The organism is Epilithonimonas tenax DSM 16811 (assembly GCF_000428485.1).
GTDB lineage: Bacteria > Bacteroidota > Bacteroidia > Flavobacteriales > Weeksellaceae > Epilithonimonas > Epilithonimonas tenax.
The window spans coordinates 1-20,878 of the sequence record NZ_AUAA01000010.1; the positions used below are offsets into that span (position 1 = coordinate 1).

The following is a 20,878-nucleotide window of genomic DNA, read 5'->3' on the forward strand; positions in this document are numbered from 1 at the left end:
TACATAATGGCATCCCAAATGGTTCTTAAATCATATTTTCGTTTTCTGTTATTGAAGTTTAAAGTCTTTTTTATAAATTGCCATTGATTGTCAGAAATGTTTGTAGAGTAATTTTTCACCGTAGCTTAATTGATTAGTTACCAACAAGTTACGAAAAATAATCTACATAAACAACTGACAATCAATTTTTTAAATTATTTTTTTACAGATCCACTCCTTACAAATTTTTCTAATTTAATTTTTAAACAGGCTCTAAATGATTTTTTAAGAAATCATTTGTGTGCAAACTATAAGCCGGAAAAAAAAACAGTCATAGCGCTGATCCCGTTTCTTTTGAGCATCTAAAAATCTTATTTTTACAGGTCATAAAAAAGCAGAAATGAACCAGAAAATTAAAGTTCTCTTCCGACACAGATCCATGGAAATGGGCGGCGTAGAAAAGGTGATCTTGAGCTTATTAGAGCATCTTGACAGAGACAAATTTGACATCACTTACCTTGTCAGTTTACACCAAGGCGAGTTGAGAAACAAAGTTCCTTCACACGTGCACTATGTGAAAATAAACAGAGGAAAGGAAGATTTTTCCAAAAATCCTTTGATCCATAAAATCCAATTGGTCCTACGTGGTTTGAAAATTAAATTCCTAAAAACATTTCCCGCACTATTAGATAAAATCTATTTGAATCAAAAATTTGACGTAGAGATTGCATCTACCTATGGGGATTACAATTCTGTGATTAGAAGTCCCAACAAAAATTCTAAAAAAATAGGCTGGCTCCACTCTGACATCACACATCCCGGACTAAAAGTCATACTTCCCGAAATACTGAGAAACCTACAAAGTTTTGACCACGTCATATACGGTTCTCAGCAATCCCACGATGTCCTGCACCAAACGTTTCCTGATGTGAGGATTAAAAGTGAAAGTGTCATTCTCAATGCAATTCCAATAGAAGCGCTAAAAGTAAAAGCAAAAGAATTCCCCGTAGAGTACGACAAGATCCCGACTTTTGTTTCTGTTGCAAGATTACATTACAGAAAAGGCTTCCAAAAGTTGGTAGAAGCACACAAAATGCTTATGGATGAAGGCTTTATACATCAGATCATTGTCATTGGTGATGGCGAAGAAAAATCAAATCTTGAAAATCAAATCAAGAACTCTGGCGTGCAGGACAGCTTTAAACTATTAGGAACCAAAATGAACCCCTATCCTTATGTGAAAAATGCCGATTTTTACGTAATGCCATCACAAACCGAAGGCTGGCCACTGATCATTGCAGAAACACTAATCCTCCAGATACCTATCATCGCAACAGATGTAGGCGGAATCCCAGAGATGATCACGCACGGGCGAAACGGTTATTTGGTAAGCTATGATTCTCAAAAGATAAAAGAGGCGATGAAAGAATTTTTGACCAATTCGCCATTGATCGAAACAATCAAAGAAAACCTCAAAGATTCGGAAAAGCAATTCGACAATCAGAAGATCTTCGACGACGTCACAAAGATCATCGAAAACTAATTCTATCTGATTCTTTTTGCCTTTTTGAATTGATACGGCTGATTCTTCTTGATAAAAGCGTCCAGCTTTTTACGGTCTTTTTCTAATTCTTACGCCGCAATTCTGGATCAAGGTCTGGCCGTTTGTGTTAAGCGAAAAAGGTCGAACTGATTTCTGCTATTTTACCAACCATTTATTTTTTTGAAGTTCTAAAATACAAATTTTACAACAAACAGTCATACATTTGTATTTTAATCAGAAAAGCACATCAATGAATTCAAAAATAAAAGTTCTTTTCCGACACAGGTCTATGGAAATGGGTGGTGTAGAAAAAGTACTTCTGGATCTTTTAGAAAATCTCCCGAGAGATATTTTTGACATGACACTATTACTCACCATCTATCAAGGCGAATTAAGAACCAAGATTCCTGCAGACATTCGTCTCATCTCGATGCAAAAAGGTCGGGAAGATATGAGCAAATATGCGCTTTTCAGAAATTTTCAGTTACTAAAAAGAGCTTTCACGCTCTGGTTTTATCGCCAATTTCCAAAAGCGCTTTACAAACATTATATCAATCAACATTTTGACATAGAAGTTGCGCTAGGATACGGGGATTTTGATCCAGTTTTGGACAGTCCTATCAAATCGAAAAAGATTGGCTGGTTTCACACCGATGTAAGTTACGACAACGACCATGAAAGAGTAATGTATCGGATTAACGCACTGAAAAAATTTGACTGGACGATTTTCGGCTCGAGGCAGACCCGACAGGTGATCGAAGATCTCTACAACATAACCTATCCTAAAAGTTCTGTGATTTATAATGCTATTAAAATTGCTGACGTTAAAGTAAAAGGGGAGCAATTTTCGGTTAAATATGATCTTCATCCCGTTTTCTCTTCCATGGGAAGATTGCATAGCCGGAAAAATTACCACACGCTGATGAAAATACACAAAAGACTTCTGGATGAAGGATTTCCTCATTCCATCGCCGTTATTGGGGGCGGTGGCGAAATGGATAATTTGAAAAACCAAGCGAAAGAACTCGATGTAGAAAAAACATTTTTACTGTTGGATTCTCAAATCAATCCATATCCTTACATCAAAAATTCTGATTATTTCGTTCTACCTTCGGAGTCAGAATCTTATCCTCTGACGATTGGCGAAGTGATGGGGCTTAATATTCCGATCATCTGCACAAATGTTGGTGGAATACCAGAAATGATTGATCATAACATTGATGGATATCTCGTAAATCCTGATGAAAAATCAATATACGAAGGAATGAAACTCTTCCTTACCAATACGGAAATCGTTTCGGACATAAAAGCGAAGATGGCAAAAGGGCTTGAGAAATTTGACAATCAGAAAATATATGACGACGTCACTGCTATTTTCGTTAACCAACATCAAACCAAATAATGAGCAAACCAACAGTCACTATTCTCACACCCACCTATAACCGCGCTCACACCTTGCCCCGGGTTTTTGAATCTCTTCAAAAGCAAACGTACAAAGACTTCGAATGGCTTGTTATAGATGACGGCTCTACCGATCATACGAAAGAATTAGTCGAAGAATTCCAGAAGAATTCTGAGTTCAAAATCCGATATTATCATCACGAGAATCAACATAAATTCTTAACCTTCTTCAGTGGAATTGATTTGGCGGAAGGCCAATATTTTTGTCCTTTGGACTCAGATGATGCTCTAATATCAGATTCGATCGAAATTTTGGTGAAAACTTGGCAAAGTATTCCTGATCATCAAAATATTGTTTTTGTTTGCTCACTTTGCGAAGACCAATTCGGGAATTTGGTGGGCGACCGTTTCCCAAAAGACCCCTTAATCTCCAGTATTTTTGATATGCGTTACCAATTTAAGGTGAAAGGTGACAAGTGGGGAATGGGCAAAACGGAAATATACAGAAAAATGAAACTTAACCTGACCAACCTCGCAGGAAAAGGTTTTATTCCGGAGGGGGTTTTTCAATTTCAGTTTGATCAACTTGGTTTTCATTATTGCATCAACAAAGTGACTAGAATATATTTCCGCGATTTGAATGACGAGTTTTCTCTTGCCAATCAATTCTATAATAAAAAAAACGCTTTCGGTTTGGCAGAAAATTACAAAGCTTTTCTTAATACCTATCACAAAAAGCTCTTCACCAATCCAAAAACTTTAATTCGTAATATCGGCGGATATTTGAAATTTTCTAGTATGGATAAAAGACCATTGAATCAAATTATCAAAGAATTAGATTCAATCCTAATAAAAATACTGGTGTCCTTTTTTTACCCACTTTATAAAATTAAAATTTTTGATTATCTATTGAACGATCTAAAATGAATGTAAACTTTACAAACAGTAAAGTTTATTTTCAAAACAAGATGCACAACCAGACAGTTATATCTTTCGACGCATCAAACTAAACCCGATTTTAAAAAAAATATGGTTTAATCTTTTTTATTCACAATCGATTTCAGATCTTACTTAATCACATTATTTACTACTTTTAAATTACCATCTGATTTGAAGATTGTCGTAAGAAGAACCACAATAAATCTAAATTATAGTAGAAAACAGATAAAAAGCGTAGTGATTTGACATTTATTTACCAAAGAATCAATAGCACACCGCAAAAGTCCATGCATCTGTCAACCATTGTTTTTTCATAAAAAAATCACAACCATAGCATTCTATACATAACATTCTTTATAAGATGCTTATCTTTGCAGAAATTTACCCCAAGCTCATATGATCAACATTGCAGCAATAGAGTATTATCTGCCCAAAAATATATTAACCAACGAAGACATCGCTAACGAATTCCCGGAGTGGGATGCAGAAAAAATCAAATCAAAAATAGGTGTAGAATCCAGACATTTTGTAGATGATTCACAAACTGCGCTCGATCTGGCAGTTGAAGCATGCGAAAAGCTTTTTGAGAATTACGACAGGAGCAAGATAGACTTCATCCTTTTCTGTACACAGAGTCCGGACTATTTTCTGCCGACGACTGCTTGCATATTGCAAGATAGATTGGGACTTCAAAAAAACATTGGCGCTTTGGATTTCAACCTTGGCTGTTCTGGATTCGTATACGGATTAACCCTTGCAAAAGGACTGATTTCTATTGGTTTAGCTAAAAATATTTTATTGGTGACGTCTGATACTTACACCAAGTTTTTGGATAAAAATGACAAATCCAATAGAAGCATCTTCGGCGACGGAGCAGCTGTTACGGTTATAGAAAAAGACGATTCCAAAGCCGACTTCCAGTATGTTGTAGGAACAGATGGTGCTGGTTACAATAACCTGATTGTAGAAAATGGCGCTGCCAGAAATACAGCGGAAAAACCGGTTCTTTTTATGAAAGGGCCAAAAATTTTCACTTTTGCATTAGAAAACATTCCGGCATTAATCAGTGAAACGCTTGAGAAAAACAAACTTAGGCTGGAGGATATCGATCTTTTTGTCTTTCACCAGGCGAGTTCTTATATGTTGAATTATCTAAAAAATTTGTGCAATATTCCTGATGAAAAGTTCTTTTTGGATATGAAAGATATTGGAAATACGGTCTCCGCAAGCATCCCAATCGCACTAAAATTAGCTTTAAATCAAGGTAAAATAAAAGAAGGTTTCAAAGTGATGGTTGCAGGTTTCGGTGTTGGCTACTCTTGGGGTGCTGGGATTTTAGAATTTTAAATCTTGAAGAAGAAAATCCTTATCAGAATCGGTTCTCTGCGCCACGGCGGCGCAGAAAAAGTGCTGGTCACTTTTCTCAAAAACCTGCCTAAGGACAAATATGAGATCGATCTTTTACTGAATCTCTATTCCGGAAAATATCTGACAGATGTTCCGCACTGGGTGAATGTGATGTACCTCAACCGTGGCGAAATGATCACGACCAATCGCCCAAAAGATATTCCAACAAAAATATACCGCGTTGTTTATCAACGTCTTTTAAAAAAATACCCAAAAATCCTTTATAAAAGAAAACTCAAAAACAAAGTTTACGACATAGAGTTCGCTGCCATTCATGGTTTTAAGGATGAAGTTCTCAATAGCCCTCTGAAATCCTCGAAAAAACTGATGTGGATCCACAATGATCTCACGCAAGTCAGCGGCTACACACCTGAGAAGATCAGACATTTTTTTCTCTATGATAAGGTCATGGTGATCTCTGAAAAAATTCAGCAGACATTCTTGGATTTGGCAAAAAATGAAACTGAGAAACAGCGAATTGTAAGAATTTACAATCCGCTGGATACTAATGAAATCTTTACAAAATCTGAAAATCCTGTTCTCAGTTACACATTCGATAAAGCGATTCCGACTTTCATTTCTGTGGGAACCGTTTTTCCTCAGAAGGGATTTGACCGCTTACTGAAAGTCCACAAACGATTGCTGGAAGAAGGTTTCCAGCACAAAGTTCTGATCGTGGGCGACGGCTATGACTTCGAAAACGTCAGGAAGCTGAAATCAGACTTGAAACTTGATAAAACCGCCACCATGCTTGGTTTTACAGACAATCCTTATCCGTATTTCAAAGCGGCTGATTTTTATATTCTAAGTTCCAGATACGAAGGTTTCCCGACGGTTCTGTTTGAAGCCATCACTTTGAAAAAGAACATCATCGCAACCGATGTTTCGGGCGTCACAGAAATGTTGAAAAACGGAAAACTGGGCCTGATTACAGAAAATTCTGAGGAAGGAATTTATGAGGGGATGAAACAGGCTTTGACCAATCCAGAACATTTCAAAGCCTATCAGGACAATCTTGAGCATTACGAGATGCCTTTCAACCTGAAAAATTCTGTCGATAAGATTATGGAAATCATTGATCATCTTTAGCAAGAGATTAGATATTAGAATTTAGATGTTAGATTAAAATTATTCTGAAGGTGACTTTTACAGTTAAATTTGTCACAGATTAAATCATTACAAATTCCTAATTTTACCAAATGGCTCACAGCATTCTTCAAAAAGATTTTTACAGAGAAAGCGGAAAATACCTGTCACATTTTCAAATGTTGAAAAAATGTTTCAGTCCCAATCTGCATTATATCTATTGGTTCCGGAATGCTCAGAAACATCCAAAATCATCATTGACAGGCAAATTTTACAGATTAATCCTACGCCATTACCAGATCAAATACGGCTTCCAGATCTATGCGGAAACCCAGATCGGCGAAGGTTTCTACCTGGGTCATTGGGGCGCTCTGGTCATCAATCCGAAAGCCAAGATTGGGAAAAACTGCAACATTGCGCAAGGCGTCACCATTGCTCAGGCCAACCGTGGAAAAAACGAAGGTGTTCCTGTCATCGGAAACGAAGTCTGGATAGGTCCAAATGCCGTGATTGTAGGCAACATTACCATTGGAAATAATGTCCTCATCGCTCCGAACGCTTATGTGAATACGGATGTTCCGGACAATTCTATTGCTTTGGGAAATCCTGCGGTTATTACTTCAAAACTGAATGCAACTGAGGGCTATATTAATAATAAAGTTTGATTAAAGCACGGATTGCAAATTGATTAAAGCACGGATTGCAAATCCGCGCTATCGGTTCCAGTATTAAGATATTTAGGCGAGGGAAATGTAAGACTGCTTCAGATAATTGTTATTCTAAGTTAGCTGTACGAGAGTCAGATTTTGTCTTTAATATCGGTCATTCCTAATTTTCACCGTGAAAGATTGGGGGCTTCAATATTAAACTTTGTTAAAAACTTGGCATTTTAAATTTTTAAAGTATATTTTTGTGTTGTTATTGATTTGGTCTATTAGTTTTTAAAAATAGCCATTCGGAATCAAATAATTATTAATCAGCAAACTTTATTGTGATGGCAAATTCTTACGAAGGTATTTTCGAAAACAATAAAAGATGGGTCGAAGGGAAATTGGCGGACAATCCGAATTATTTCCACGATCTTGCTAAAACACAGCATCCGGATTACCTCTACATAGGATGTTCCGACAGCCGCGCAACGGCAGAAGAACTGATGGGCGTAGGACCAGGCGAAGTGTTTGTACACAGAAATATTGCCAATGTGGTAAATACTCTGGATATGAGTTCTACAGCCGTGATCCAGTACGCAGTGGAACATCTGAAAGTGAAACATATCATTGTCTGCGGCCATTACAACTGTGGCGGTGTAAAAGCGGCAATGACGTCGCAGGATCTTGGATTAATGAATCCTTGGCTGAGAACAATCCGGGACGTTTACAGACTTCATCAGGAAGAACTGGACTCTGTAGACGAAGACAAAAAATACGACCGCCTTGTGGAACTGAATGTTCAGGAGCAATGCATCAATGTGATCAAAATGGCCTGCGTGCAGGAGCGTTATATTTTAGACGAATATCCTATCGTTCACGGTTGGGTATTTGATCTCAGAACAGGGAAAATTATAGATCTGGAAATCGATTTTGAGAAGATTCTGAAAGACATCCAAAAGATCTATAACCTGACAGATTCTGATTGGGTGATGAGCAAGAAGAACAACAAAAACCTCATCTAACACTTTTATGAAATACTGGAGTATTATAATTTTAGCGATTTTTCTCAACTTTACGGTTCTTCCCGGGATAGCCGCAATGCTCGGTTGGGAAATACCGAGAACTAATGTTATAGTGAATGAGGAGGAAACCCACGCCAATACTTTTGTCCTTTACGAAAAGACCATTCCAAAAACTTTGGACATTCATGATTTTCTGAAATTTCACGAAGCTGTTCCCGAAAAAAGCATAACATCAATTTGGGAAACGAATATCTATTTTTCCCCTTATCTCAGTATATTCTCGCCACCTCCAGAGGCTTAATTTATCTTTCGTTTTTCTATAAACGTTATTCTTGTTTGCTGTAATCATTTAACAGCAGGCTATATTCTGTATTAAATTAAGTCAATCAACATTTTTTTTGGAATAATTGGTAGTCTTTACCAGTGACTTCTGCTCTATTATTATGCAAAAATCAAAATCTTTGATTGGAGGGATCAAAGAGAATTTTCCTTCCGGTCTTGTCGTATTTCTTGTGGCATTGCCACTCTGTCTTGGAATCGCGTTAGCCTCAGGAGCACCGCCCTTGTCCGGGATCATTGCCGGGATTGTCGGCGGGATCGTCGTAGGCTGTATCAGTAATTCCAACATTTCTGTTTCTGGTCCGGCAGCTGGTTTGACGGCTATCGTTCTCGTGGCCATTACCGATCTTGGTGCCTTCGAATTGTTTCTTTGTGCCGGAATCATTGCGGGAATTTTACAATTAATTTTAGGATTTGTCCGGGCAGGAAGTATTTCCAACTATTTCCCTAATAACGTGATCGAAGGGATGCTTGCCGGGATCGGAATCATCATTATTCTGAAACAGATTCCACACGCATTAGGCTTTGACAGCGATTATGAAGGCCACGAGTCTATTTTTGACAAAGGTCTTAATTTCGGATATTTTAAAGAATTATTTGGAGCCATCCAGCCGGGAGCTATTATTGTCACTTTGGTTTCTGTAGCTATTTTATTAGCTTGGGATCACATTCCTGTTCTCAAAAGACTGAAGTTATTACCAGGCGCACTGGTGGCGGTTATAGCAGGGATCTTGGTCAATGAATTTTTTAAAATGACAGGAAGTTCGCTTACCATTTCTGACAAACACCTGGTAACTTTACCAACGCCGTCATCACTGGACGATTTTAAAAACCTGATCACGTTCCCAGATTTCAATGGATTTACGAATCCTAAAGTCTGGATCGCCGGCGCCACCATTGCCATTGTAGCATCTATAGAGACCTTGCTTTGTATAGAAGCGTCAGACAGACTGGATGTGAAACGAAGAATCACAGATACCAATCTGGAACTGAAAGCACAGGGAATTGGAAACCTCATCAGCTCATTTATCGGTGGATTGCCAATGACGTCTGTGGTGGTAAGAAGTTCTGCCAACGCCAATGCTGGTGCGACGTCCAAACTTTCTGCCATTATCCACGGCGTTTTGCTGTTGATCTGCGTCTTATCTATTCCTTTTATATTAAATCTAATACCATTAGCAACTTTGGCTGCAGTTCTGATATTAGTAGGATACAAACTCGCAAAACCAGCAACGTTCAAACACTTTTGGCACAATGGTAAATACCAGTTTATTCCTTTTTTAGCAACGGTTTTGGCGGTCGTTTTTACAGATCTTTTGAAAGGTGTGGGAATAGGATTGCTGATCTCGGTATTTTACATTCTTCAGGGCAATATGAAACGTGCTTATTACCTGAGCAAAGCAACCTTGGATGATGCAGACGAGATCACAATAAAGCTCGCAGAAGAGGTTTCCTTCCTGAATAAAGCAGCCATCAAAAAAACCTTGAAAAACGTAAAATCAGGCTCCAAAATCATCATAGATGCAAAAACAACCTCTTACATCACGACCGACGTTCTGGAGATGATCCAGGATTTTGCCAATGTAAGGGCAAAAGAAGAAGACATAGAAGTGGAACTCTTGGGCTTCAAAACGTCTTACAGAGATTATGCGAGTGATGAAAATTCGCACGTGATCATCAATCACAAAAGGGCAATGTAATCATTTCAAAGCCTTAATAATTAACACATTAATAAATTTAAAAATCATATGAAAGCACATACATTCGAAACACAAACGACCATAACACCTGACAAAGCGCTTGATATCCTGAAAGAAGGAAACCAACGATTTGTGAACAATCTCAAAGCTAACAGAGATCTTTTGTCTCAGGTCAATGATACGCGTGAAGGACAATGGCCGTTTGCTGTAGTTTTGAGCTGTATAGACAGCCGTACCTCTGCCGAGTTGATCTTCGATCAAGGTTTGGGAGATGTTTTTAGCATCAGAATAGCTGGTAATTTTGTAAATCAGGACATTCTTGGTTCGATGGAATTTGGTTGTAATGTGGCAGGTTCCAAACTGGTTGTCGTTCTAGGACATACCAAATGTGGCGCTTTGAAAGGCGGTCTGGATGCAGATAAAATAGAAGGTATGGGGATGGATAATCTGAATCACCTGATTGGCCATTTCGATCACATCATCAAGGACATCATCACAGATGGCGAAGAGCGTTCTTCTAAAAACGAAGACCTGTTGGAAAGACTGAATCGGAGTAATGTCAGAAATGCGATTCATGAAATCAGAAGCCAGAGTTCTACCCTTAAAAAAATGGAAGACGAAGGCAAGATCAAAATCGTAGGCGCAAACTATGACGTGGAAACTGGCGTGGTGACCTGGATATAAAAATATTTTTCTTTATACAATTAATTAGGTTTGTAGGCCGGGTAATTTAGGTTATCCGGCTTACTTATTTCCCATACAAACCAGTCATCGTAAAAAAAGATATCATCACAAGAAAATCATAATAAAAACCATCTGTCATCATCAATAATACATTTTGATTACATGTATCGCAAACAAAGCCACTTTTTATGATTATATTTGAAAAAAAAAACAATGAAAAAACTTTTACCTCTTTGCATTTTATTATTTGGAATGGCATCTGCTCAAAACTATGGTCTTAATGAAAACTTTGAGACAGAAATCAATTCACCTCGTTGGTCCACATTAGATTTAGACGGTGATGGCAAGACGTGGAAGCTTACGCCGTCACAAAACTGGACTATGGATTTGGGATTCAGCGGATACGTGTACGTTTCTGATTCGCGTGACCGCGTAACCAATCAGTCGCTAAACCCGAATAATGTTTTGGTTTCGCCACCATTTATATATGAGTCACCCAGGATCAAAAACACCAGTGCGTTACTGGGTATTTCATTTAGAATATCAGCTTCTGATCCAGTGAAATTCGCAGAGACATATGCGCTGTATCTTTTACCTGCCACAGAGATTTTTACCGGAAATGAAACACCGGTATATTTTGAAACTTTAAGTTCCGGAACGGCATCCAAATCAGTTCTTGTTGAAAACTGGAATTGGAGTTATATTGGAAGCGAAATGAAATTATACCTAAGACACTACAACAGTCAGAATCAAAATGCTTTGGTGGTAGATGACATCGTCAATTACAATTTTACAATGTCTGTCAATGATGTGGTTTATAAAAATAAAACGGTAATTTTTCCCAATCCTGCAAAGCGTTTCATTAAAATTGATTTAAAAAACGAAACCGTAAAAAACGTAGAAGTGATAGATGGATCCGGCAGGAAGTGCGAGGTCAGATTACATGATCACGAAGTAGATATCGAAGGCTTGAAATCCGGTATGTATTATATGAAAATAACGACGGACAATGCTTCATACGTCAACAAATTTATAAAAGAATAGCCTGAAGATGCTACTTCCCGTTGAAACCCGTCATTGTATTCTGAATGCCGGCAAATACAAAAGATAGCGCAGCCTGGGAAAACTTTTCGATCCTTTCGGAAAGTTTTTCTTTTTCTGCCTCATTCCATTGTCCCAGAACATAATCCACCTGTTGCCCTTCTTTGAACTCGGCAGCAATACCAAAACGGAGTCTTGTGTAAAGATTGGTATTGAGAACTGCTTCTATATTTCTAAGCCCGTTGTGACCACCGTGACTTCCTTTCATTTTCATTCTCAAAGAACCGAAAGGCAAAGCAAGATCATCTGTAACGACCAAAACATTTTCGAGAGGAATATTTTCTTTCTGCATCCAGAATTTTACCGCGTTTCCGGAAAGATTCACATACGTATCCGGCTTTAGAACAAAAACTTTTCTGCCTTTGTATTTTCCTTCTGCCATTAGTCCGAAATTTGAAGATTTGAAAGGTGCTTCTATTTTTTCAGCCACTTTCTCAGCCACTTTAAAGCCAATGTTGTGCCGCGTTTCCGCATATTCTTCCCCTTTGTTGCCAATACCGACAATTAGATATTTCATTATTTTTTTTAAAATTATTTGACGTATTCAAACGCAACAGTTCCATTGGCCGAGGTTCCTAGTACGGGATAAGCATCTGCATCGTAGGTGTATTTCAATGTTGAAGTAACAGACTGCAGATTGGTTGTCACCTTCGTTGTGACAGCATTGTTAAGAGATAATCCGGAAACCACATTATTTTCAAGATCAAAATGAGAACTTACCAATTTGAAAGCCAGTGGCAAATTATTCAGTGGGTTTTTCTTCGCATCATAATTGCTAAATGCTGCGGTGATCTCAACAGGATCCATCGTAACAGGTCCACTGGAAGACAATGAGAGTGTATACTTCATGACAGAAACATTACTACCGCTGCAAGTGTAATCTGTCTGGATGGTAAACAGTTCTGTGGTATTGCTCTCGTCTTTGACTTTCGTGATGATATTTTTGATTTTGTCACCACTGTAATGATACGTGGTGGCGGAGTTATAAACCACTGCACCATTCACCTTATTGACACCCTTAGAAGAAGTGAGCTTTCCCGAGGTGTAAGTCAGCGTTTGACTATTGACGGTTTTGTCTCCAGACAACTCATCTACAGATTCATAATCCATCTTACTGATGTCGTTCCCGCTGTACAGTACTGTATATTTAAAAGAATTGTTATCAGAAGTTACGCTGGTGATTTTATTGCTTGTGTAACGATAGGTTGCCACTATTCTTTCTCCGTCCATATCCACGGTTGTGACTTTCTGAACATTTTTCACGACAGCGTTGTTTCCGCCATCTGTATTGGGATTACTGCCATAATCCACGCCTACGAGAAAATCGCCGTTGGCATCCTGATTTGGAACACACGCAGAGAGCATAAAAACACCGAAGATGAGAGACCAATAATATAATGTATTTTTCATGGTTTGATTTTCTATTTGCAAAGTTAGCTTTTTAAAATAAATTTTTGAATTCAAATTTTTGACTGTAAACCACTCAATTACAATCAAAAACCTCACAGAAACACGAATTGCATGATCAGCATCTTCAAAAAAGTCCTTTCCTTAACGTCGTGGTATTTCAGGATTTGAGCATCACAAAAAAAACTGTTGCGACCAATAACAATAGGATCAATCTGTCTTTATTAAATTTAAATTGTTTCATTAATGATTCAAAATCCTATTCAAAACCAGATTCACTTCATCCACATTTGTCACGTGGTCTTTCCGCATCATCAGCTGGTTGTTCTTTTCTTTTAACGTGGCTTCCTTCGGATTTTGTGTAAGGTAAGCGATTATTTTTTTGAATTTGTCACTTTGATAGAATTTGTCCTGAGGATTCGTTGGGAAATAACCGAGGAACACTTTGTTTTTCACAACCAACTTATCGAATCCAATTTCCGCAGCCAGCCATTTCAGCTCCACAGATTTCAGTAGATTGATCGCTTCATCCGGTAATTCTCCAAAACGGTCAGTCAGCTCATTTTCAAATTTCGCAAGATCTACAGCTTGATTAATTTCCGCCAATTTCTGGTACAAAGACAATCTCTCCTCCGTAGAACTCACGTAATGATCCGGCAACATCAACTCCAGATCTGTATCAATATTCACTTCTTTTGTGGATTTGAATAATTTTTGACGGTCTTCCTCATTTTCAAAAAGATCTTCAAAATCCTCATCATCTTTCAACTCTTCCAGCGCTTCCTGCATCATTTTCTGATACGTTTCAAATCCCATTTCATTAATGAAACCACTTTGTTCCGCACCAAGCAAATCGCCTGCACCACGAATTTCAAGATCCTTCATCGCAATCTGGAAACCACTTCCAAGATCAGAAAATTGCTCTATGGCTTCCAAACGTTTTCTCGCATCGGAAGTCATCATATCAAAAGGCGGCGTGATGAGATAACAAAACGCTTTTCGGTTGCTTCGCCCTACTCGCCCACGCATCTGATGGACATCTGCCATTCCAAATCTGTGAGCGTCATTGATGAAAATGGTATTCGCATTCGGTACGTCAACGCCACTTTCTATGATGGTTGTAGCGACCAGAACGTCATATTTCCCATCCATAAAATCGAGGACGTTTTGCTCCAATTGCTTGCCTTCCATCTGTCCGTGGCCTATCACTACTTTCGCATCCGGAACCAATCTTTGAATCAGACCCGCAATATCTTTCAGGTTTTCAATCCTGTTATTGATGAAATAAACCTGTCCGTCCCGCTGAAGTTCATAAGAAACCGCATCACGGATCACTTCTTCACTGAAACCAATAATACTAGTATCAACGGGCTGACGATTTGGCGGTGGTGTTTTGATGACCGAGAGATCTCGTGCAGCCATTAATGAAAACTGTAAAGTCCTAGGAATGGGTGTTGCCGTCAATGTAAGGGTATCGACGTTCGTTTTCATCGTCTTCAGTTTATCTTTTACAGAAACGCCGAATTTATGTTCCTCATCGATAATCAATAAACCCAAATTCTTGAATTTCACTTTCTCCGAAGCCAATTGATGCGTCCCGATGACAATGTCGATTTTTCCATCTTTAAGACCTGCTAAGGTTTCAGATTTCTGTTTCGCTGTTCGGAATCTGTTGAGGTAAGAAATATTGACCGGGAAATCCTTGAGTCTTTCCTTAAAACTTCTGTAATGTTGGAAAGCCAAGATTGTAGTAGGAACGAGGATCGCAACTTGTTTGCTATCCGTTGCTGCTTTGAAGGCCGCCCGAATCGCAATTTCCGTTTTACCAAAGCCTACGTCGCCACAGATCAAACGGTCCATCACACCCTCATCTTCCATATCACGCTTCACATCGAAGGTCGCTTTTTCCTGATCCGGCGTATCCTCGTAAAGAAAACTGGCTTCCAGCTCATTTTGAAGGTAGGAATCCGGTGAATATTGAAATCCTTTTGCGGTTTTCCGTTGCGCATAAAGTTTGATTAAGTCAAACGCGATCTGCTTGACTCTCGCTTTTGTTTTCTGTTTCAGGGATTTCCAGGCAGGCGAACCGAGTTTGCTGAGGACGATCTCTTTCCCATCTGGTCCATTGTATTTTGAAATCTTGTGAAGGGAATGGATGCTCACATAAAGCAAATCACCGTTTTTGTAGGTCAGCTTGAAACATTCCTGAATTTTCCCGTCGTTATTCACCTTTACCAATCCCATAAATTTCCCAATCCCATGATCGATATGTGCAATGTAATCTCCGATTTTCAAAGACATCAAATCCTTTAAAGTCAGCTGTTCGGATTTGGCAAATGTGTCTTTTGATTTATAACGCTGATAACGATCAAAGATCTGGTGATCAGTATAAACCAAAATTTTATGATCCAGATCTACAAAACCCTGATGAAGTTCGGATTTGAAACTTTTAAAGGGAATCTGATGCCCTAATTCTTCGAAAATCGATTGTAATCTTTCACGTTGTTTTTCAGATGAGAAAGAGATCCAAGTATCAAAACCGAGAATTTGTTTTTCCTCGAGGTCAGCAATCAGCAATTCAAAATTCTTGTGAAAAGTCGGCTGTTGCGTTTGGTTGAGTTCTACGGTTTTGATCTTCGGAAGTTCAAATGTTTGTGAACTGAAATCGATGGTTTTGAATTTGATCAATTTGTTCTGGAATTCAAATTCTGAAATGAAAAGTTCTTCTGGCGTTCTGTGTTTGATGTCTTTGCTTAAAGAGTCGAACTTTTCAAATGATTTCTCATAGAAATTCTTGACCTTTTTGACACCAAGAAACAGGTTTTTCGAAACCACCATACTGTCATCAGAAAGCAATTCGAAAAAAGAAACCTTATTTCCGGAAACTGAAAAATTCATATTGGAAACCAGCTGAAATTCAGTGATTTTATCCAAAGAAAGCTGAGATTCTATATCAAAAGTTTTGATACTTTCTACCTCATTCCCGAAAAATGTGATCCGAAAAGGTTTTTCATTAGAGAAAGAAAAAACATCCACAATCCCACCACGCACAGAGAATTCTCCCGGCTCGGAAACAAAATCGGTCTGGTTGAACTGGTAATGGTTGAGCAACTCATCCACAAAATCAAAATCCAATTGGTCGCCCACTTTGATCTGATGAGAAATTGCTTTGAAGTCCTCTTTCTTCAAGACTTTTTCGGACAACGCGCCGACGTAAGCCACAATGACTTTCGGAGATTTGCCAGAATTTATTTTATTAATGACCTCCGTCCTTAAAACCAAATTGGCATTCTGCGTTTTCTCGACCTGATAAGGTTCCAGATGTGTCGCCGGAAAATAAAGCACATTTTCTTTGCCAATTAGATCTTCCATTTCCGAGTTCACGTAGAGCGCATCTTCCTTGTCATCTGTAATGAAAAGAATATTGTTTTTGTGAGCCAGAAACAATTCTGCGGTAAAAACTGAAACCGAAGAACCTGCACTTCCTTTGACAGAAATATGCTGACCGCTGTCTAACTGTACAAAAATCTCCTTCCCGAATTCTTTCTGAAGCAAGTCCGGAAGCAGATTTTCATTGATTTTTTTTAATTCCATAGCTAATAGATGTCAACAAGAAAACGATTCCGGGCTAGTTCCCGGAATCGTAATTCTTTGCAAAGATACTATTTTTAAGAAAAATTAGTTTTAATTTTACATTCATTAATTAAATGCCAAATTGAAATTTTCATTCAAAATATTATGCTATTTCTGTCTGATGTCAACTCTTTTCACACAATGCAAGGATGACGACGCACAGATTTTCCGTGCTTACGTGGAAGGGAAATTTTCTTATTCTGATGGGAAATTTTTGCAAGATCCCATTCATCTTGTTAATGATAAAAAAATCCTTGCAGAAACTTTTCCTAAAGAAAGCGGCACTTTTGTTTTGGCAGGACCTTATGAAGAAGGTGCATACAAACTACAGCTGAAAAATTTCAAAATAAAATCGTTTTCTACGGAAACGCCCGGTTGCAAAATCTCTGCAGACTCGCTCAGCATTGAGATTCCGGATGGTGTGACTTATATCATCTTTAATGACATCATCTTGAAATGATAAAAAAATCTATTTTATTTTTCACCATTCTGTTTTCTGTTGCCGTTTCTGCGCAGCGGCGAAAACAAAGCTGGATAGAACATGTGAAGTTTTCCGTAGATCCACACGTCAAGGTCATGACGTCACTCGGTCACAATTTTCTGCACGATGCGATGGCTTATTTCTATGGATTTGGGATAGGACTTAATACGAATCTATATAAGAATTTTGGTCTTGGTGTAGAGTATACTTATTTCCTTGCGAATCTAAAACGACCTGAACTGTTTGGCTACCTGGGAGCACCTTCTATGAATAATTTTGACTGGTATCTTTTTCATAAAGATCAGATTACGGAACAATTCTTCGTAGAGGAAGTTGTAGGTTACAGCACGTACAGGCTGAAAAGCCCCTTTCTGGATAATTCCGGTGATTTTTCTGAAGGCAATGGCGGAATCAACTTGGGTGCAAAAGCCATCTATGTCCTGGATGCAGAAGGCGTTCAGGAAATTGTATTGGGCGGTAAACTGAATTTCTACAACGCCCGGATTGGCAATCAAAATCCGGATATCGAAAGATATTACTCCCAAGCCATTTTGCTTAATATCAGTCTGGCTTACCGATTTAATTTTTAATTTTAAGGAGATTTTAAGTTATTATAATTTCTGGTTAAAGTTCTGTAATTCTCATTTTTAATCAATTATTACTATAAATTTGTTCAACTAAACAACACCGACATGAAAAATTTACTGACAACATTACTCCTGACATTCGGAGTAGGCATGGCAACAGCTCAAACAACACCAGCTGCGACTGTGGCAAAAAAGCAGGTTGCAAAAACTGAAAAAAGCGCAAAAACGGTAGAAGCCAAAGCTGCAAAAGTGGCCAACACACCTGATGTGAAAATGAAAAAAGACGGAACACCAGACAAAAGATACAAAGCCGCAAAAACCCTGAAAAAGGACGGAACGCCCGATAAGCGCTACAAGGCTAACAAGTAATTTATCTCGCTCTGTGAAGGGAAAGATAATTTAATTTTTCATAACTTTTATTTTTTTTAAGGCTTTGCAAATTTTGTAAAGTCTTTTTTGGTTCGTGATTTGATTGATGACTGTCATCTTTAAAAAAAATACCATTATGGATCAGCCAAAACCAATGCTTACACTTTCCCAGGTGATGGAGAAGCTACGTCAACAAGGAGTTACAAAAGAAATCCTCATGAATGAAGATAAGCAATTTGTGCTGCGAGATGAAGGAATCATCTACCAACCGGAAGACCTGAAAATCATCCGAACCTACAGATTCGAAGGAGCGAGTGATCCTGGAGACAATGTGGCCCTATATCTGTTGCAGGATATTTACGGTAACAAAGCAATGATCATAGATTCTTATGGCGCCAACAGCAATTATGAAGGTCCAGAATTTGACGAATTTCTAAAGAAAATAGAAGAGGACGAACAAAAAGAAGAATACGATTTTTAAATTTCAATCGACATGACAACAAACCTTCTCATCCGCGAGAAGGTTTTATTTTTGTCTTAAATCTTGATGATCAATAAGGTCTTTTTGAGGCCATCTTCTATACCTTTCCAGTAGAAATTGAAGAATGATCTTTCCTTATTTCTTTCCACATAGATATCAACAGATTCCGGGAATTTCTGCGAATCTTTTTTTACCAAAAGATTCGCAATGCCGGAGAGGAATTTCTTTTTCTTTTTGGTGTCTTTGTCCAGAAGACTCACTTTTAGATCTTGGTGTGTGATTTTGAATTTGCCATTCATGATATCATTGTTTCCTTTGAAATGATAGTTGAGACTTGTAATCGTGCCGGTCGCAGTGATGTTCATATATGGTTTGATAAACGGCGTGATATCAACAGCCGGCAAATGATGGATGTAGCCTCCAATGGTAAAATTGTCCCGCAGATCAGCGGTATCGAAGTTCCAATTCACCAGCATAGGCGACGTGTCCATAAATTGGCAATTGATCTTGATGGGAACTTTTGTATCTACGCCTTTCTTTTTGTTCGAATTGAGGTTTTTGACATTCATATTAAAATGTGTGAAAACTACTTTTCCAGGTCCGTTGGCATCCGGCTTATCTTCTTCATACACCAACTTCGAGTCCACAAGACTGAGATTATCAATCACTAAGGGGAATTTTATATTTCGCAGAACTTTGGAATAAAGTAACTTCTCTTTCGGATTGTCTTTCGGGATCTTGCTGCGGAAAATATTAGCGTCCACCTTATCCAGTTTCGCAGACGTCACGTGCAGGTCCAATTCTTTTTCAAAAGTCCAATCGATGCCAGAAAGATGAATTTTGCTGGCCGAAATATTAAACTGGTCATCTTCCATCGGAATCGTTCTCACAAACTCGGCGCGTGACATTTTCGGAATCATCTTAAAACTTTTAAAATCAAGAGATTGCGGCACAACAACCAAGCTAGACAAAGTCATCTGATAATACTTTCCTGTGTCGTAAAAAAAGGTATTCCCTGTTATTTTATAATCCTTAAAAGTGAACGGCAATTTGTTCTTCGAAGTTTCCTCATCCATGACGACATCTTTCACATTGGCATCAAAACTTGCCAGTGATAGAGATTTTTCGCCGTTGGCTCTCAGGATGTCCAGCTTTCCATTTTTGATATCAATATTCGCAAAACTGAGATCAATTTGTTTTTTGTTAGAATTTTTTGATTTGATAATGTTCTGATCTCGGTTCTGAATCACAAATTCGGGATCTAGGAACTGTGCATTTTTCAGATTCACTTTTGTTTTATCAAAGATCAGATTGGAGAAAGCTACTTTTTTGCTTCTGATGTGATAAAGACTTTTTTGTTTTGTGAAATTCTTTTCCCAATCTTTAAAATCAAGAATCGATTTTAGCTCAAAATCATTGATTTGCAATTGTCCGTCATTGGTTTTCACATCAGATGAGTTGATCGTGTAAACATCGCTAATTCTGACGAAAAAATCTTGTGTGGTGATCTTATAACTGTCCAGCGCAAAAGGCAAACCGTCGGGATCATCATTCAGGCTCAAGTTTTTGATTTCCAGATTCAGGTTTTTCGCCGCAAAAACTTTGGAGTTGTCCGGTTTTATAATTTCGATATTTCCTTGTGTAATATTGATATTCCTGATAAGAAAAGGCATTTTATTCTTTACAGAATCTACCGTTTTCGGATTGGCCAATGCAATTTTGAGCCTGGGATTGGTCAACGTAATAGAATTGGTATTGATCTGTTTATTTTGAATTAAATCAATCATTCCTAATCTGCTGACATTCAAACCGTCCACAAATCCATCAATTGCCAGCACATTTTTGTCACCTGGATTTTTAGATTTGATTAAAATATCTTCGGCAGAAATACTTCCGCTGAGAATCTCAACATTCAAAGTTTTGTAAGTGATGGCGTACGGTGTTTTGTTTTTGATGTAATCCGGAAGCTGATACTTGAGCCAAAGTGTGAATCCGACATTCACGATCAGGATGAGAAGCAAGATACTTCCAACAACGATTCCGGTAACTTTTAAAGTTTTTTTCATCAA

General features: G+C 38.2%; 19 protein-coding genes. 15 read left to right on the plus strand and 4 right to left on the minus strand.

Features of this window, described 5'->3' with window-relative positions; translation table 11 throughout:
- The first annotated feature begins 379 nt into the window (after nucleotides 1-379).
- From F564_RS0106610 to F564_RS0106660, 11 genes are all read left to right on the plus strand, one after another.
- The gene (locus F564_RS0106610; protein ID WP_034980977.1) at nucleotides 380-1,522 is read left to right on the plus strand and encodes a glycosyltransferase; all 1,143 of its coding nucleotides are present in this window, start codon (nucleotides 380-382) and stop codon (nucleotides 1,520-1,522) included.
- A gap of 250 nt (nucleotides 1,523-1,772) precedes the next feature.
- Nucleotides 1,773-2,924 carry a glycosyltransferase gene (locus F564_RS0106615; protein WP_034980980.1) on the plus strand — a complete coding sequence of 384 codons (1,152 nt, stop codon included), beginning with the start codon at nucleotides 1,773-1,775 and terminating at the stop codon, nucleotides 2,922-2,924.
- A complete protein-coding gene (locus tag F564_RS0106620; protein WP_028121929.1) occupies nucleotides 2,924-3,850 on the plus strand; it encodes a glycosyltransferase family A protein in 927 nt (308 codons plus the stop codon). The genes F564_RS0106615 and F564_RS0106620 overlap by 1 nt, the downstream gene beginning before the upstream one ends.
- 408 nt (nucleotides 3,851-4,258) lie before the next feature.
- Entirely contained in the window at nucleotides 4,259-5,209 is a 951-nt protein-coding gene (locus tag F564_RS0106625; RefSeq protein ID WP_028121930.1) for a 3-oxoacyl-ACP synthase III family protein, read from the plus strand.
- Nucleotides 5,210-6,358, plus strand: coding sequence for a glycosyltransferase (locus tag F564_RS0106630; RefSeq protein WP_028121931.1), 1,149 nt, complete (start codon nucleotides 5,210-5,212; stop codon nucleotides 6,356-6,358).
- A gap of 110 nt (nucleotides 6,359-6,468) precedes the next feature.
- Nucleotides 6,469-7,020 carry a serine acetyltransferase gene (locus F564_RS0106635; RefSeq protein WP_028121932.1) on the plus strand — a complete coding sequence of 184 codons (552 nt, stop codon included), beginning with the start codon at nucleotides 6,469-6,471 and terminating at the stop codon, nucleotides 7,018-7,020.
- A 329-nt stretch (nucleotides 7,021-7,349) separates the two neighbouring features.
- Nucleotides 7,350-8,027, plus strand: coding sequence for a carbonic anhydrase (locus F564_RS0106640; protein ID WP_028121933.1), 678 nt, complete (start codon nucleotides 7,350-7,352; stop codon nucleotides 8,025-8,027).
- 7 nt (nucleotides 8,028-8,034) lie between these two features.
- Nucleotides 8,035-8,328: a hypothetical protein gene (locus F564_RS0106645; RefSeq protein WP_028121934.1), complete on the plus strand. Its 294-nt coding sequence runs from the start codon at nucleotides 8,035-8,037 to the stop codon at nucleotides 8,326-8,328.
- Nucleotides 8,329-8,470: 142 nt separating this feature from the next.
- A complete protein-coding gene (locus F564_RS0106650; RefSeq protein ID WP_028121935.1) occupies nucleotides 8,471-10,066 on the plus strand; it encodes a SulP family inorganic anion transporter in 1,596 nt (531 codons plus the stop codon).
- Between the two features lie 48 nt (nucleotides 10,067-10,114).
- Nucleotides 10,115-10,750: a carbonic anhydrase family protein gene (locus tag F564_RS0106655; protein ID WP_028121936.1), complete on the plus strand. Its 636-nt coding sequence runs from the start codon at nucleotides 10,115-10,117 to the stop codon at nucleotides 10,748-10,750.
- A 213-nt stretch (nucleotides 10,751-10,963) separates the two neighbouring features.
- Nucleotides 10,964-11,794 (plus strand): T9SS type A sorting domain-containing protein, encoded by an 831-nt coding sequence (locus F564_RS0106660; RefSeq protein ID WP_084406783.1) that lies wholly within the window; start codon nucleotides 10,964-10,966, stop codon nucleotides 11,792-11,794.
- A 10-nt stretch (nucleotides 11,795-11,804) separates the two neighbouring features.
- Here the strand turns inward: F564_RS0106660 and pth are convergent, their stop codons facing one another.
- The 3 genes from pth to mfd form a co-directional block, all read right to left on the minus strand.
- The gene (gene pth, locus F564_RS0106665; RefSeq protein WP_028121938.1) at nucleotides 11,805-12,368 is read right to left on the minus strand and encodes an aminoacyl-tRNA hydrolase; all 564 of its coding nucleotides are present in this window, start codon (nucleotides 12,366-12,368) and stop codon (nucleotides 11,805-11,807) included.
- A 14-nt stretch (nucleotides 12,369-12,382) separates the two neighbouring features.
- The gene (locus F564_RS0106670; protein ID WP_154656819.1) at nucleotides 12,383-13,261 is read right to left on the minus strand and encodes a hypothetical protein; all 879 of its coding nucleotides are present in this window, start codon (nucleotides 13,259-13,261) and stop codon (nucleotides 12,383-12,385) included.
- A gap of 240 nt (nucleotides 13,262-13,501) precedes the next feature.
- On the minus strand, nucleotides 13,502-16,852 hold the full coding sequence (mfd, locus tag F564_RS0106680; protein WP_028121940.1) for a transcription-repair coupling factor: 3,351 nt from the start codon (nucleotides 16,850-16,852) through the stop codon (nucleotides 13,502-13,504).
- A 160-nt stretch (nucleotides 16,853-17,012) separates the two neighbouring features.
- On the opposite strand from mfd, the gene F564_RS18850 reads away from it, so the two are divergent.
- The 4 genes from F564_RS18850 (at nucleotide 17,013) to F564_RS0106705 (ending at nucleotide 18,809) form a co-directional block, all read left to right on the plus strand.
- Nucleotides 17,013-17,351: a hypothetical protein gene (locus tag F564_RS18850; protein ID WP_034980984.1), complete on the plus strand. Its 339-nt coding sequence runs from the start codon at nucleotides 17,013-17,015 to the stop codon at nucleotides 17,349-17,351.
- On the plus strand, nucleotides 17,348-17,962 hold the full coding sequence (locus F564_RS0106690; RefSeq protein WP_028121941.1) for a hypothetical protein: 615 nt from the start codon (nucleotides 17,348-17,350) through the stop codon (nucleotides 17,960-17,962). Before F564_RS18850 ends, F564_RS0106690 begins: the two co-directional genes overlap by 4 nt.
- 102 nt (nucleotides 17,963-18,064) lie before the next feature.
- The gene (locus F564_RS0106695; protein ID WP_028121942.1) at nucleotides 18,065-18,328 is read left to right on the plus strand and encodes a hypothetical protein; all 264 of its coding nucleotides are present in this window, start codon (nucleotides 18,065-18,067) and stop codon (nucleotides 18,326-18,328) included.
- A 136-nt stretch (nucleotides 18,329-18,464) separates the two neighbouring features.
- Nucleotides 18,465-18,809: a hypothetical protein gene (locus F564_RS0106705; protein ID WP_028121943.1), complete on the plus strand. Its 345-nt coding sequence runs from the start codon at nucleotides 18,465-18,467 to the stop codon at nucleotides 18,807-18,809.
- Nucleotides 18,810-18,865: 56 nt separating this feature from the next.
- Here F564_RS0106705 and F564_RS19870 read toward each other — a convergent pair whose 3' ends face one another.
- A complete protein-coding gene (locus tag F564_RS19870; protein WP_028121944.1) occupies nucleotides 18,866-20,875 on the minus strand; it encodes an AsmA family protein in 2,010 nt (669 codons plus the stop codon).
- Nucleotides 20,876-20,878 lie beyond the last annotated feature (3 nt).